This is a genomic window from Bacillus sp. mrc49, from assembly GCF_002803435.1.
Genome location: NZ_PHNG01000672.1, coordinates 1 through 16,047 on the forward strand (window position 1 = coordinate 1; position 16,047 = coordinate 16,047).

At 43.9% G+C, this 16,047-nt stretch carries 10 protein-coding genes, 1 pseudogene and 3 riboswitches; of the genes and pseudogenes, 2 read left to right on the forward strand and 9 right to left on the reverse strand.

From position 1 onward, the window contains the following. Window positions 1-189 precede the first annotated feature (189 nt). The 7 genes from ptsG to CVN76_RS10255 all read right to left on the reverse strand — a co-directional run bounded on the left by ptsG (window position 190) and on the right by CVN76_RS10255 (window position 11,402). Window positions 190-2,259, reverse strand: a complete 2,070-nt coding sequence (ptsG, locus tag CVN76_RS10225) for a glucose-specific PTS transporter subunit IIBC (protein WP_100531167.1) — start codon at window positions 2,257-2,259, stop codon at window positions 190-192. Between the two features lie 211 nt (window positions 2,260-2,470). Beyond that, window positions 2,471-3,313: a glucose PTS transporter transcription antiterminator GlcT gene (gene glcT / locus CVN76_RS10230; protein ID WP_061143204.1), complete on the reverse strand. Its 843-nt coding sequence runs from the start codon at window positions 3,311-3,313 to the stop codon at window positions 2,471-2,473. Window positions 3,314-3,462: 149 nt separating this feature from the next. Then, window positions 3,463-4,794: an NCS2 family permease gene (locus CVN76_RS10235; protein WP_100531168.1), complete on the reverse strand. Its 1,332-nt coding sequence runs from the start codon at window positions 4,792-4,794 to the stop codon at window positions 3,463-3,465. A 99-nt stretch (window positions 4,795-4,893) separates the two neighbouring features. Further along, a riboswitch (purine riboswitch) is annotated at window positions 4,894-4,995 on the reverse strand. Window positions 4,996-5,217: 222 nt separating this feature from the next. Then, entirely contained in the window at window positions 5,218-6,738 is a 1,521-nt protein-coding gene (gene guaA, locus CVN76_RS10240; protein ID WP_167353425.1) for a glutamine-hydrolyzing GMP synthase, read from the reverse strand. Window positions 6,739-6,916: 178 nt separating this feature from the next. Then, a riboswitch (purine riboswitch) is annotated at window positions 6,917-7,018 on the reverse strand. A gap of 36 nt (window positions 7,019-7,054) precedes the next feature. Further along, window positions 7,055-9,253: a DUF4129 domain-containing transglutaminase family protein gene (locus tag CVN76_RS10245; protein ID WP_100531169.1), complete on the reverse strand. Its 2,199-nt coding sequence runs from the start codon at window positions 9,251-9,253 to the stop codon at window positions 7,055-7,057. Continuing rightward, a complete protein-coding gene (locus CVN76_RS10250; RefSeq protein ID WP_100531170.1) occupies window positions 9,250-10,446 on the reverse strand; it encodes a DUF58 domain-containing protein in 1,197 nt (398 codons plus the stop codon). The genes CVN76_RS10245 and CVN76_RS10250 overlap by 4 nt, the downstream gene beginning before the upstream one ends. After that, window positions 10,446-11,402, reverse strand: a complete 957-nt coding sequence (locus CVN76_RS10255; RefSeq protein WP_100531171.1) for an AAA family ATPase — start codon at window positions 11,400-11,402, stop codon at window positions 10,446-10,448. Before CVN76_RS10255 ends, CVN76_RS10250 begins: the two co-directional genes overlap by 1 nt. A 187-nt stretch (window positions 11,403-11,589) precedes the next feature. After that, a riboswitch (cobalamin riboswitch) is annotated at window positions 11,590-11,805 on the forward strand. A 107-nt stretch (window positions 11,806-11,912) separates the two neighbouring features. Between CVN76_RS10255 and CVN76_RS10260 the strand changes: the two genes are divergently transcribed. Beyond that, window positions 11,913-12,500 carry a hypothetical protein gene (locus tag CVN76_RS10260; protein ID WP_100531175.1) on the forward strand — a complete coding sequence of 196 codons (588 nt, stop codon included), beginning with the start codon at window positions 11,913-11,915 and terminating at the stop codon, window positions 12,498-12,500. A 15-nt stretch (window positions 12,501-12,515) separates the two neighbouring features. Then, the gene (locus CVN76_RS10265; RefSeq protein WP_100531172.1) at window positions 12,516-13,454 is read left to right on the forward strand and encodes an ABC transporter substrate-binding protein; all 939 of its coding nucleotides are present in this window, start codon (window positions 12,516-12,518) and stop codon (window positions 13,452-13,454) included. A gap of 493 nt (window positions 13,455-13,947) precedes the next feature. On the opposite strand, the gene essA is transcribed toward CVN76_RS10265, so the two are convergent. Together essA and CVN76_RS10275 are read right to left on the reverse strand one after the other, a co-directional pair. Beyond that, complete coding sequence (gene essA, locus CVN76_RS10270) at window positions 13,948-14,421, reverse strand: type VII secretion protein EssA (RefSeq protein WP_100531173.1); 474 nt, start codon at window positions 14,419-14,421, stop codon at window positions 13,948-13,950. Next, window positions 14,408-16,047: pseudogene (locus tag CVN76_RS10275) on the reverse strand (type VII secretion protein EsaA); the annotation flags it as partial. The pseudogene CVN76_RS10275 and the gene essA, both read right to left, overlap by 14 nt.

Here is a 16,047-nt window from a genome sequence, read left to right on the forward strand (position 1 = left end):
GTGTATTTAATATATTATCACTTGGCCTAAGACAAGTCAATTCAATCTTTGGATATTTTTCATTTTTTTTACGAACCTGCCGTCTTCTTCTATTATAATATATCCTTCCTGCCGAATAAGGCCCATACCAAGCATAATGGAATGAAAATAGAGGGCAGCCATGACAGCTGCCCTCCTTATCTACAATTATTATTTGATGGAAATGACGTCCGCTTCTTCCCTATCTACAGTACCGGCCTTTTCAATCTTCACACTTTCCCCCTCGGAAAGGTTCGTAAAGACGATAGGCGTGATGATGGAGGCAGCATTGTTTTTAACATATTCTAAATCGACTTTAAGCAACGGCTGCCCGCTTGTTACCTTATCACCTTGAGCGACAAGCGCTTCAAACCCTTTGCCTTCCAGCTTAACCGTATCGATCCCGACATGAATCAAGATTTCACGTCCAGCATCGGAGACAATACCAATTGCATGTTTTGTAGGGAAAAGGTTAACGATCGTGCCATCCACTGGAGAAACGACCAGTCCTTCATGCGGTAAGATGGCAAACCCATCACCCATCATTTTTCCGGCAAAGACTGCATCCGGCACTTCAGTAATCGGCTTCACTTCCCCTTTGATAGGTGAAACAAAGTGATGGGTTACTCCTTCTGTCCGTAAAGGCTGCGGAATGATATCCTCGATTTGGTTTTCGACGCCTTTTTCCGGAGACGCTTCAACCTTACGAGGCCTTTTCCCATCCATGATATCTTTCATTTGTCCTTTGATCGTTTCCGAACGAGGTCCGAAGATAGCTTGGATATTATTGCCCACTTCCAGCACTCCAGCAGCCCCGAGTTTCTTCAACCTATTTTTATCAACGTTGCCGATATCATTCACGGATACACGAAGACGGGTGATACAAGCGTCTAAATGAGAGATATTCTCTTTTCCGCCCATGGCTTCAAGGATATCTCCAGGCAAGGTACCCGCTGTACTCGCTGATCCAGCAGATTCAGCGTCTTCATCCTCTTCCACTTCACGACCAGGAGTTTTCAGGTTGAATTTCCGGATGGCAAATCTGAAACCGAAGTAATAGATAAGCGCAAAGACTAAACCAACTGGAATGACAATCCAAGCATTCGTTTGCGGATTAATCAAACCGAACAGGACGTAGTCAATTAATCCACCCGAGAATGTCATCCCGATCTTAACATTAAGCAAATGCATCGTCATGAAAGAAAGACCGGCAAACACACAGTGGATACCGAAAAGTACCGGTGCAACAAATAGGAATGCAAATTCAAGTGGTTCCGTAATACCTGTCAAGAACGATGTAAGTGCTGCAGAAGCCATCAAACCACCGACAATTTTCTTGCGTTCCGGTCTAGCTTCATGATAAATGGCCAAAGCTGCAGCCGGTAAACCGAACATCATGAATGGATACTTACCAGTCATGAAGGTACCAGCAGTTAAATTCTGAACACCATCTTTAATTTGTTCCATGAAAATACGTTGGTCACCTTTAACCTCTACCCCAGCCGAATTGACATAGCTGCCAAATTCATACCAAAATGGAGAGTAGAAGATATGATGCAAACCAAATGGGATTAAAGCACGTTCCACTACCCCGAATATAAATGCTCCAAGCGTTAAGTTAGCACCTAACATATTTTCGGAAAACGAATTTAGACCAGACTGTATCGTCGGCCAAACCAAGATCATCAACAACCCAAGAATAACTGCACTTACAGCTGTCGCAATCGGTACGAACCGTTTACCCGCAAAGAATCCTAAATAAGGAGGAAGTTCAATTTCATAAAACTTATTATACATAAAGGCAGCCATGACACCGACAATGATACCGCCGAAGACACCTGTTCCCAATGTCGGGATTCCAAGAACATTAGTATACATCGCACCATTGTTCTTAATATCGACAGCATCAATTCCAAGAACTGTTCCCATCGTTACATTCATTATTAGAAATCCTATAATTGCAGCAAGTCCGGCAACGCCATCCCCGCCAGCTAACCCAATCGCGACCCCAACAGCAAATAGCAAGGGAAGATTGCCAAAAATAATATTTCCGGCATTCTCCATGACGGACGCGACCATTTCAACTCCGCCACTCGCCAAAAACGGGGCGATATCCAACAAAGTCTCATTTTGCAATGCATTACCAAACGCAAGCAAGATTCCGGCAGCCGGTAATATGGCTACAGGAAGCATCAAAGCTTTACCGATTTTTTGCAACACACCAAACAACTTTTTAAACATGTATTTTCCTCCTCTTTAATAATTTCCAGACTAATAAAACGGTTACATATGGTGATATAATGCATTTTCCCACGCAGCATTTCCCCAATACAAAAAAGGCATAAGCAAAGATAGGATCGAAATGAAATCAGGTATATATTACCCTCTTTCATAACAATCATTCTCCTCACTTATGCCTGATCGAATCAGTAACACGTAAGATAATGTATTTTTATTTTATTTTCTTTTGTAATCGTTGTATATGCATCGTTAAATAGACAGCTTCCGCATCACAAACCGGCTTGCCTAATTTCCTTTGCATAATTTTTATTAGCTTCCATGAGATATTGTAGCACAAAGGATATTCTTCTTTCAATAGCAAAGCGATTTTTTCTGGCTCATCCACTTTTTCCCCTGCCAGGACCCTGTCTACCATGAATCTTAGATGACGGACCAAGCGTGAATAGTCGATGCTTTCTTTGTTTATCCGTACCCCGAGCTGCTCTTCCACCACTTGTATGAGATGATAGATTAATTGCGAATGCTGATTGACTTCCGATAAGTCCTTATTGGCTATTGCACTATGGATATGAAGCGTTATGAAACCGATTTCTCCTTGCGGCAGGCCGATTCCTGTCTTATCTTGAATTAAATCGATGACATCGACGGCGATATCGTGCTCAAAAGGATAGAGGGTTATCGTTTCTTTCAAAAATGGGTTTTTGATAGTCATTCCTTGTGAAACACGCTGAAGGGCGAACAATAAATGATCAGTTAATCCGACATGTATATGTTCATTGAGCTTTCCTGACACTCGATCATTAATAAGATGAATGGATTCTATAATGGCAGCTTGGAGATTCTGGTCGATCTGCGGCAAAAGTTTTTTGTAACTTTCCTGCTCCTTAACATCTTTTAGAACAAATGTCTTATCAAAAAGTTGCGGACTTAACTCCTCGCCTTTCTTTCTGTTGAAGCCTATGCCTTTCCCGATTGAAACCACTTCGCCATACGACGGATGCGTGGCAATCACCACGTTATTGTTCAATACCTTTTCAACGATAAAACCGCTCATTTTTCTCCCTCATTTTTTCTCAAAATCATTCTTATGCGCACAGGATAAAGTACTCAGTACATAGTCCCTTTACTATACACGATTTGTCCTTTCTCTTACAACAGAAAGAAGAGCCCCCAAAAAAGGACTCTTCTGATCCATGCGTATCATTACTTCAAGAAAATAAAATATAAAAGGAAGACGACTCCTAGCCCCCACATGATGGGATGAACTTCCTTGGCTCTTCCCTTCATCGACATCGTGATCGGATAGAAGATGAATCCGCAAGCTATCCCCGTGGCGATCGAATAAGTCATCGGCATCATGATGACGGTAAAGAACGCTGGAACGGCCACTTCGAACTTGTGCCAATCAATATTCTTAAGTGAAGATGCCATCAGCACTCCGACTATGACCAATGCCGGAGCGGTCACCGCCGATGTTACGACGGAAAGAAGCGGGAAGAAGAAAAGCGATAGGATGAACAGCAAACCTGTCACCACGGCCGCAAAGCCGCTTCGTGCACCGGCTGCCACGCCCGACGTAGACTCAACATACGATGTAGTTGTGGATGTACCAAGGATTGCACCTGAAACGATGGATAAAGAATCTGCAAGCAACCCTTTTCCCACTCTAGGAAGGACATTATCTTTCATTAAGCCTGCTTGCTGCGCTACAGCCACCAACGTACCAGCCGTATCGAAGAAAGCCACGAACAAGAAGGTCAATATTACGATTAACATTTGTCCCGTGAAGAGATCTCCCGGATTTCCGAAGGCATCGAATGCAACCCCAAATGTAGGGGCAATGCTTGGAACAGCTCCGATGATTTTCTCAGGCACAGGCACTTGGCCAAAAATCATTCCGGCGATGGCCGTAATGACCATACCGATGAACACGCCGCTTTTGACGCCCCTCGTCATTAAAATGACGGTTACGACAATTCCGAAGACTGCCAATAACGTATTTCCTGAGGTTAAATCGCCCAAGCCAACAAGGACACTGTCATCATTCGTAATGATTCCGGAGTTTTGGAACCCTACAAACGTAATGAATAAACCGATACCCGCTCCAACTGCGTATTTCAGCTCGACCGGTATTGCATTGATAATTTTCTCACGTATTCCAGATAAGGAGAGTAAAACGAAAATGACCCCTGATATCAAAACGCCAGTTAAAGCGGTCTGCCAAGGTATTCCGAAACCAAGTACAACGGTAAAGGCGAAAAATGCATTCAGTCCCATACCAGGGGCGAGTGAAATCGGATACCTTGCTATGAGTCCCATCAATATCGAGCCAATTGCGGCAGCTAGGGCTGTAGCCGCGAAAACCGCTCCGTAATCCATTCTCAATTCATCTGGATAGTCATCGATGCTTTGCAAAGTCAGCATCACAGGGTTCACAACCAGGATATATGCCATAGAAAGGAACGTTGTTAGACCGCCAAGTATCTCACGGCGATAATTCGTTCCCAATTCTTTAAAACGAAAATAATTCTTCATTATGAGTCTCCCCTATCATAAGATCGTAAGCCAAAAGACAAAAAGCCCGATTCGCTTCCGAACGGGACTTGACTACTATTATGTAAAGAAGTGGCCACTTGGCCAATCTGTTCACATCGTAGTCAAGCCGTTAACGGCAGCTTGGTAGAAACTTTTGGGCCATATCCCCAATATTATACGACAATTATGTTTTTTTATTAATATAGGTATAGTGTATCAGCCACCAAAATAATCGTCAATATGTCTCACGAATATTTTTTATGTAATTTCAGGAAACGTTCGCGTTTCGCTTTATATCCCTGCCTAATTATGGTTATACGTTCACCAACATACGTGAAACAAAACCACATCACATACTCTTTCGTTAATCCCACAAAAAAATCAGTGAAGGTCTCCCTTCACTGATCAGCTGCTATGTTGCTTCTATTCCCACTCGATCGTTGCAGGCGGCTTGGACGTAATGTCATACACGACGCGGTTTACGTGGTTCACTTCATTGACGATTCTCGTCGAGATGATCTCAAGTACATCCCACGGAATACGTGCCCAATCCGAAGTCATCCCATCAATGGATGTAACCGCACGGATGCCGATGGTGTAGTCGTACGTCCGGGCATCGCCCATGACCCCGACACTGCGGATGTTCGGCAGCACCGTGAAATACTGCCAGATTTCGCGCTCTAAACCATTCTTTTTAATTTCTTCACGCAAGATATGGTCAGATTCACGAACGATTTCAAGTTTTTCATCAGAGATTTCGCCCAATACACGAATACCTAAACCTGGACCCGGGAATGGTTGACGCCATACGATTTCATCCGGAATGCCCATTTCACTTCCAAGTGCACGCACTTCATCCTTGAATAGCGTATTCAATGGCTCAATCAATTTAAATTGCATATCCTCCGGCAGGCCGCCGACATTGTGATGCGATTTGATTGTTTGTGCAGTGGCCGTGCCACTTTCAATAATATCCGTGTAAAGCGTACCTTGTGCAAGGAAATCGATGCCTTCAAGCTTCGTTGCTTCGTCATCGAATACGTAGATGAACTCGTTACCGATGATTTTCCGTTTTTGCTCCGGATCGGATACGCCAGCTAGCTTCGATAGGAAACGCTCGGATGCATCGACCTTGATTACGTTCATATTGAAGCCTTCGCTGAATGTTTCCATTACTCCTTCAGCTTCACCTTTACGAAGCAATCCGTGATCAACGAAAATACATGTCAGCTGATCGCCAATCGCTTTATGGATCAATACGGCAACAACGGAGGAATCGACACCGCCGCTTAATGCGCATAATACCTTTTTATCTCCGACCGTTTGGCGGATTTTCTCCATCTCGATTTCAATGAAGTTCTCCATGGACCAATCGCCCTTGCAGCCGCAAACTCCGAATACGAAGTTTTTCAGAATGTCATTACCGTAAACCGAATGGCGGACCTCCGGATGGAATTGTACCGCGTATAATTTACGTGACTCGTCACTCATAGCCGAAATCGGGCATGATGGGTTCGTCCCATCAACGGTGAAGCCTTCAGGAGTCTCAACCACTAAGTCGCCATGGCTCATCCAGACGATTTGCTCTTGCGGCAGGTCACTGAATAGCTTGGATTCATTTTGGATGGCTAATGTAGCTTTTCCGTATTCACGATTTTTCGCCGGCTCCACTTTTCCGCCAAAATGCTTGGTCATCAACTGCATGCCATAACAAATACCGAAGATCGGCAGACCCATTTCAAAAATGCGTTCATCACAGCCAAATGCCGCTGCATCATAAACACTGTTCGGGCCCCCTGAAAAAATGATTCCGGTAGGATTCATTTTCTCGATTTCTTCTACCGTGATTGTATGAGGATGAAGCTCACTGTACACACCGAATTCACGGATACGACGAGTGATCAATTGGTTATATTGGCTTCCGAAATCTAGTACTACGATCATTTCCTGGTTTTTTTGCAATTCTGTTTTCCCCGGCACAAACGTCACCTCTATCAATGTAATTCACCCGTTTAATCGGGTGATACTTTCTTATAAAAAATATTATCATAAAAAAAGAAAAACTAAAAATCCACCCTCAAAAATACACAAAAAGTACAGACGAAGGCAGATTTTCAGCTTTCCTGTTAAAATCCGCCTTCATAGTCAAATCATTTACGGTGATTCGGTAGAAACTTTCGATCCATATTATCGAGGATATATGAAGGATATATTAGTTTAAGTTAGTTTTTGTTATTGTATCAATATAATAAAAACCTGGTCAAGAGCTAGTTTTTTTCATCAAGCGTTCCCAGACGCTTTGAAAGTGCTCCCATTCGCCTTCCTCCACGTCTCCACGATACAACATTATTTCGTATCCAGCCGTCAATTCGCTCATCTCATTTGTACCGTACACTGCATCGACATAAGCTGCGTACTCCCTTAACGTTTGCCCAGCTGGCCGAATTAGCCCAGCCCGGTTTAATTGTTTCAATAATATGGCATAGGCAGACGTGAAATGCTGGCCGGATTTCCGCCTATACATAAGGATGTGCAGATGCGGAATCCATTTCCTTCTCGAGATATAGCTTATTGCCAGGAGAATCAAGACAATCACAAGAGCGGCGGCCATCCATTTCCATTGCCCCTCCAGTCTACGTTCACCCTTTTCCTTCATGAATCCAGCATCTTTATCGGGTTTATCCAGGCGTTCCCTCTCCTCTTCCTTTGGTTGCTCTGCATTAGCCGGGGCATCCTCCCGGTTCTTGATTTCTTGCTGTTTCAATTCCGAGTCATAAAATTCGACTTCCCCGTTGAAACTCTTTGTTGGTTCGAAGGGCACCCAGCCTATTCCCGAAAAATAAACCTCGACCCAGGAATGTGCATTATTGTTGGTGACTTTATAAACGGATTCTCCTCGATTAACCGTTTTCTCCCCTTCCGTGTAGCCCTTTACCCACCTTGCAGGTATATTGGCGGCACGGAGTAATACGACCATTGCCGTCGAATAATTATCGCAGTACCCTATCTTTGTCTCGAATAAAAATTGATCGGCATAATCCTGATTCGTATCTGGATATGGAATTTCATCTTTTGAATAGATGAATTCAGGGCGATCGAAATAATCCTCGATGACTTTTGCCTTATCGTACCAATTCGTTTCATTTCTCGTAAGCTGCGTAACCAAATCATAAACACGGTTAGGCAATCCCTCAGGAAGCTGTGTATTTTTTTCCATTAACACATCCATCGATTCATCGGGTTCCGTTACCTTCCTTAGCTCAGCTATATCAAAACTAGGCATGTCATAGGTCAACTCATATTCTTTCATTAATTGGGGGTCGCCATTTTTCCATTCGGTAATGATTTTGTCCATGCCTAGATAATATATAAAATTCATTTCGGTATTGCTGTTATCCTCAATCTTTTTTAAATACCCGGATTGAGGATGCAGGATATGCGGATACATTTCTTCCATGGACACTTCAGTTGTCATTTCCTTCGTTTTCATCACTTCAGGAACTTGGTAAATATCCAATGGGCCCATATCCTGACCAATGGAAAAAGAGGCAACGTCCGGTTCCTCTATGGAAACCCAGCCCTTCCCTGTATAAACATCTTTGTTTTCCACTTTCCAATAATGCCCCTCAGTTGCATTATTATAAAAAACGACGGAGCTATCAGGCTCTATCGAACCGCCAAGACTTGAATCATCTTCATCGTAACCGACGCTTTTGTCCTTAGAACCATCGCCTTCCTGCATCGTTTTATTTGAATAAGAAGTGATATAAGGAACTGGGTCGGGCCACTGAGGAGAGAGCTTTGGCCCGATGAAGCCAGCGACGGTACTTAACACGATCACGCCAATCAGCACCATGCCCCATTTTTTGATGGCTGCCGGCGGAAAGGCAATCTGCTCCTGTATCATGAGACGCAGCAGGGAAAGCACGCCGAGCATCAGAAAACCAGTGATGATGATCCTTATCATTGACATGTCCCCATCGTAGGGAGTGAATGTATCAAGTACAGATACGAAAAACACCGTTAAAATGAAAAAGAAAAAAATGCTTTGCCTTACCATCACCCAGTAATGGATCAAATACGTTACAAGCCATAGAAGCACAAAAAATAACAACGTTCGAAATGGGTTTGTGATCGACTCCCAATTCGCATCGTATATAAACCTTAGGTTAGCCGTAAAATCGACTAGAAACCCACTCATCCATGATATACCATTTATTGAGTGAAGAAGCTGTAAGGAAAACATGATATACACGGAAATGAGGATAAAGCGGATGGACCAATGTAATTGGAAATAATGCAGCAGCAGGGAAAAGATTAAAAACAGGACAAAAATAAAAATATTGCCTGTATCCGTAAGTTGATCGACCGGCCTTAGCCACTCAGTGGTCAAGATCAGCCCAAAAATATACAGGATGATATGCATGTACCTTTGCAGCTTTTCAGCAGTGACAGTCATTTTGCCATCACCCTCGTTCTATCGAACCTCAGCTGCTCATGTTCAATAAAGCTAACCTTGATTCCTTTTGTCATAGCAGTAGTCATTACCCTTTTTTCCTCATCCAGTAGATTTGCCGGATTCTTCATGCATAACATCGTTAACCCTCGATTAGTGCGGAAAGCATTTAATAGTTCCATCTTTTCCCTGGTCAAATCGGATACGATGAAAATCACGGCGGCGTTTGCCGGCAAATTTCCCTTCCTTCCTTTATCAGCTAATGCATTTGTTTCATCCGGTCTTTCTTTAGCAAGTCTGGTAAAAATCTTCCGTCTCTGGTTCCTGCCCGCCCCGGCAGGCAGGATTAGACTCGAACACGTACTCGCATAACCAACCTGGATGCCCTTTTTTAACAGGCTGTGGACAAAGGAAGCCGCCGCAATAATGGATTCTTCAAATGATATCGATGGCTGGTTATCAAGGATGATCCATACATCCCGATTTTTTTGCACTTCGAATTCCTTCGTCATGATCTCACTCGTTCGAGCCGTCGCTTTCCAGTTGATCCATGAAAGCTGATCACCTGGCTGATACTCCCTCACCCCGGATACCACCGAATGTTCCCGATGTGTCTTCTTTGTCGGGCCTGCTTGTCCCTGATTGAACAATCGATCGAGATATAGGGAGTCAAGCTCCTGATACGTAGGGAAAACGGTTATATTCAATGGAGAATCGAATATCGCCTCCTTTTCAACGAGGCCAAAAAAGTCCCCTATCAAAAAACGAATCGATTGGAACCTATGCTCACCACGCGGCAGGCCCTCCAAAGCATACGACAAGCTGATGATGCGCTTGAATCCAGGGAAGATCAGTGCCTTTCTATAAATCCCGCTATCTTCCAATTCTCCTGGCAATTCCTCCTCTATCACCAGAAATAAGAGCGGGAGTCGATTTTTACGGGTGAATGTCAGGTCCATTTCAATGGATTCACCTGCCTGGCATTCTCTTTTGCTGACGTTTCTTTCAACCGTAATGGAGTGAAGGGGATAAAACAGCAGAATCATGGCATAGGCGGCAAAGGGCAAAAACGAATAAAAAATGAACCAACTGACAAATCCGCCTTGAAACATCGCAAAGCAAAAGGAAGTGGCCATAAGAAAAACCAGTCCGGCCGCATTCATGTTTTTCTTTAAAAAATGATTGAAGCTACGCATTATGACAAGGCCCGTTTCACAGGCACATGAGTCTTCGCGACAATTTCGGTGATCACCATTTCAGCATCGAAGCCATCATAATTCGCTTCTGGTTTTAAAATCAGGCGGTGGGAGAATACGAACGGAGCTAAATATTGAACATCATCCGGCAGGACATAATCCCTGCCCTGTATTAGTGCATAAGCTTGGGCTGCCTTCATCAAAGCAATCGATCCACGCGGACTCACCCCAAGATAGACCACCTGATGGCTCCTCGTTTCATTGGCCAGTTCAACAATATATCCTTTTATTGTGTCATCCACGATCACCATCTTAGCCTCTGCCTGCAGGGCCTTCAATTCTTCCAAGGTGATGACTGATTCCAGCTCTTCAAGCGGAGCCATGTATTGAGCTCTTTGCAGGACCTCGATTTCTTCCGCAGCACTCGGGTAGCCCATCTTCATTTTTAACAGGAATCGATCCAATTGCGCTTCCGGAAGCGGGTATGTGCCCTCGTACTCGATCGGGTTTTGCGTCGCCATGACAAAAAAGGGCTTCTCCAATCCCCTGGTGACGCCATCGATCGTCACACTTGCCTCCTCCATCGCTTCAAGCAGGGCAGACTGTGTTTTCGGAGAGGTCCGGTTAATTTCATCTGCCAAAATAATATGCCCCATTATCGGTCCTGGCCGAAAAATGAAGGCTTGTTCCTTTGGGTTGAAAATCGAAACGCCGGTTACATCGGACGGCAGTAAATCAGGTGTGAATTGTATTCGCTTAAAGCTAGCACCTATCGATTTGGCAAGCGCCCGGACCATGACTGTCTTGCCTACTCCCGGAACATCCTCCAATAAAACATGCCCACCGGAAAGAAGTGCGACGATGCTCAGTTCCGCAATATCCCTTTTTCCAATAATGACCTTTTCAATATTCCCTAGAACCTTTTCCAGTTTTTGATTTGCCTGCTTATAAATCATTCGCTACCTCCTGGGAAATCTATTACTTATTTCATTTCCAATCTATATCTCACTTATCTTTACAGTAACAACCAATTAATCCTTACATTGTAAGTTTACTAGATATTCCGCAAACCATAAACGAAATTCTCTAAAAATATTAGTGCAGCTTAAGGAAAAAGGTATGGTAAACTTATCCTAAGTGAATATGAACCTTGCAGAAAAGGGTGCTGCCATGTCAGCTTAATAGGGAATTCGGTTCAAAACCGAAGCTGTTTCCGCAACTGTAAGTGCTAATGAAATAAGATGACATACCACTATTTGATGGTGGATAGGACATTTGTACTATCCATCATCAAATGGGAAGGTTCTTAGAGTAAAATGACGCACAAGCCAGGAGACCTGCCTTTTTTTATCGTATCATGCTCTTCGGAAGATAGGAGATTGTACGGCAGCCTTCCATCTTTTTTTCTACTAGGAATACATGGATGCTCGATGCCGACCAAAACTCTTGGTCGGCTTTTTGTTTTGATGCGAAAAGCGATACGGCAGTCATTCACCAAACTACGTAAAGGAGGAAGAGTTATGGCAAAGAAAGACCTTCGTTTTTTATGCTATCCATACATGCGCGAATCCGCTTCCACAGTCGATTTTGAAATACGAACAGACTCCTTGACGACGCGGATCGGCATGGCCGCATCGCTGACGAAGGATGTTCCTGACGTTCACCGGGATTTAATGGTTTTGCTGCCCATGGCCTATCATCTAAATGGTTCAGTCCGTGGAAAACTAGCCATCAGCGACCATGACCTGGACCATTTAAGTTCGATTTATGACCGGTATGTCGCAGAAGTTAAAGAACAGATCCAGACATTTGTGCTCCCCCAAGGGTCAACGGCGGCATGTGCCCTGCACGCCTGCCGCAGCGAAGCCAAAAAGTCCGTCCGCGCTTTGCACAAAGTCAGTCTGGAAAGGGAAGTTCCGGGTATCCTTTTCGATTACTCCCACTTGCTTGCAAACGTTTTATTCGTGATGGCAGTCTACGTTAACAAGCGACAAGGCTTTGAAGAAATACCTTTTATTAGCAAATCTTATCCTACTAAACCGATGAAAAAATAGATGGAGGAATAAATAATGAAATTTACCCAAAGATTCAGCTGGATTTCCGTGCTTATGCTTGCCCTTTTCCTTACAGGATGTGGCGTAACGGATCAATCTGCAAAAGATGATAAAAAAGCGAACGAGGCGAAGAGCTATACCGTTACAGATGATACTGGAAAGAAAATAAAATTCGATAAGGCACCGGAAAAAGTCGTTTCACTGCAGCCTAGCAATACCGAAATTCTATTTGCCTTAGGACAGGGGAAGAAAGTGGTTGGCGTGACGGACTTCGATAATTATCCCGAGGAAGCGAAGAAAATCGAACATGTTTCAGATTCCGTGAATATCAATGCAGAAAAGATCATAGCCCTGAAGCCAGATGCGATCATCGCTTATACCGTTGGCGATGAAGCGACGCTGAAGCCACTCGAAGATGCCGGCATCCCTATATTCATCATTAAATCGGCAGCCAATTTGGATGACGTATACGGGGATATTGAGCAGATTGCCAAAGTGATGGGAGTTACCAAGAAAGGCGATGCATTGGTGAAGGATATCAAATCCCAAATTGCAAGTGTCGAAGAAAAAGTGGGAACCTTGGATGAACAGGAGCAAACATATTTTGAAATCAGTCCGGCTCCGGAAATCTATACAACAGGTGACGAAACCTTCCAACAAGAAATCCTGGAAACCGCTGGCATTAAAAACGTCTTTGCCGACCAAAAGGGCTGGGTTAAAATATCCGGGGAAGAAGTCGTCAAGCGCAACCCGGAAACGATCCTTACAACTGCAACCTATGTAAAAGATGCCGTTGATGAAATAAAATCACGTAAAGGTTGGGAAGAAATCGCTGCCGTGAAAAACGATGACGTCCACCTGCTTGATGAAAGTGTCATGTCCCGTCCCGGACCAAGGATCGGTGAAGCTGTAGAACTTGCTGCTAAAACCGTTTACCCGGACTTATTTAAATAATATTGAACAAGGATGCTCCGATATATCGGGGCATCCTTCCATTCATATCATTCGCTACATTAAGTGATGGCAATGGACTCTGCTTTTCTTCCTTTGTTTATGCTAAAATGAAGGCACTCCAAACCTATGATATCCGAGGTATCGATCATGTATAAAAGATTCTTCATTTGGGTCTTGGCAATCGCCCTTCTTTTAGGGCTTCTTAGAGCCATCATGGACCTTTAACCAAAAAAAGATAGGCAACTACAAGGAGATGCTGTCTGCCTTTTTATTTTTCAGGCGGCGTCTTTTTTTAGTAACTGTCGGTAATCAGAATTGCACCTTCATTTTCACGCCAAGTGGAATGAAACGGAATACGTACACCACCACACTGCAGGCATCTTGATTCTAGTGCGGAGTGGAAGAGATTAAATATTACAAACAAAAATACCCTACAAGATAGACATTTTTCATAGTGTCTTCCTGTAGGGTATTTTTTAGCTAAAGCCCTTTTTCATGTTCGTTTAGTAGCTCCATTCAGCTTTCCCATTTTCGGGATGATGATAAAAAACAAACACACGACCGCAAGCACTAGAATGATAACAAGCAAAATCGTCAGGTCAAAATGAAGCGAAGGCCCTGCTTCTTCACTTGTCATTCGCTTGCCGGCCTCTTTGAATAATCCAAGCTGTTCGGCCTTTGAAGCGATGGTATTATTATTCTCCGTTACTGGGGAAAGAAACAGTGAATCCGTCACCGAATCGACGGCATCATATTTCCCCCTTTCAAAGGAAAGGTCCTTTTGTTCCTCAGGCAGTCTCTGCTTTTGCTCCAGCAACCCCTCCTCATGGAAATACTCCGTTTGAATATCAATATCCTTTTCCTGATATTCGTTGGGCTCGACCATCGGCTCCTCGGCGTGGCCATGCGGATGATCGATAAAGAACAAAATGAACAAGATATACCATACATATTTATTCCGCTTCATGGGCCATTTCTCTTCTTTCTGTAAAGCGCTTCACTATATAGGGAATGATCGATCCGATGAGCGTCAGTATTATCAAAATGATGATGGCCGGAATGAATGCCAACTGATCACCGAATTGGATGGACATGTATACGTCTGCAACCGGATGATCGACGTTGAAATTAGGCATGATCAAATCCAATAATGGAATCATGAAGAAACTGATCAAACCAATCACCAGCATCGCCCCGACAAACGGCCCGATGGAGAAGGCAAGCCGGGTGCATGCAGAACAGAAGAATAACAGCAGGACGGTGAAAACGGTCCATTTAATCTCCTGCATATCCCCCAAAGGATATATTTTCAAGCCATAGATGCTGATGATCAAACCTACAATTAAATTCAATAAAGCGTTCAGTGCTGCATGGACCATCATTGGAAGGGATCCATAATGATGCAGGAAGAAACCGATCAATAAGCCGGAAATGAGGATGATCACCAACATGACGATCGGCGGGATATTGACCTTTTCCTGCTGAAGGACTTCTCCGCTGATTTGAACGGGATTCGCTAAATACTCATAAACATACCCATTCTGCTGATCATCGACTAGCGTGTTATTCAAGACACTGTATACGTCCGTCTTGATTTGAACGGTCGAATCCACGTTTTTTGACCAATTATCATTAAGCTGATCGGCCCTTTCCTGTACGGAGCCCACTTTCACTTGCAGGTCGGCGGTATCCTTCGTAACCGTTTCTTGACGCTCGGCCACCGAATTGACAAGCTCGGAGATGAAGCCGACAGTTGTCGCTGTATTATCTTGAAGCGTTACAAACATTTCACCATCAAGGTTCAACGGCGGTTCCGTTTCTATTTCAGGTGGCTCCATATGATCCGACATTTGGGCAGATACTTCTTGAGCACGTACGGTAATTGCCGCCAACTCAGCTAACGTTGCTTCCTGCCCCGCTTTTACGTTTGCATCATATTCCTTCATAAAACCTAAGATGGAGTCGGAGAACACTCCGAAATTATCATCGACTCCTGCTAAACTTGTTTTGACGAGTTTCGCTCCCTCATCCACGTTTGGGGAAACCCCATTTTTCAGGTTTTCCAATTCCTTTATATTGGCTGCAAATATTTTATCGACTTTCGCTGCCGTGACTCGTTCAGCCAATTCACTGTAAGATGACAGCGAGCCATAATAGGATAGGAGCTCATTTGCATTACGGTTGGTGATGGAATCATTAAAGACCTGCACCAGCACCGCGCGCCTTTCTCCCCCCACTTTTTCAAGGAGGCTCTGCTCGGAACTCCTGATCTTCGCGATGGCCTCGTCGATGGTCATATTTTGGATGTTCTGCAGCTCCTCTATATCCTCCTGTGACTTTTTCCATTCATCGCCAAGATCCTTGTAATCGGAGCCAAGTTCATGATAATCAGCTTGTAGCTGCTTATGCTGTTCCAGCAGTTGATTATATGAATCTACCAGTGCATTGAACTCCGTTATCACTTGATTATAATTCCCGGTTCTGCCGTTCACCGTTCCGTTGAGATTATTGATTTCTGCTTGGAGTTCTGCTGTAAGAATATTGAGTTGCTCAGCAGCTCCTTCACTCCCCTCAGCCGGCACCAAACCTGCAA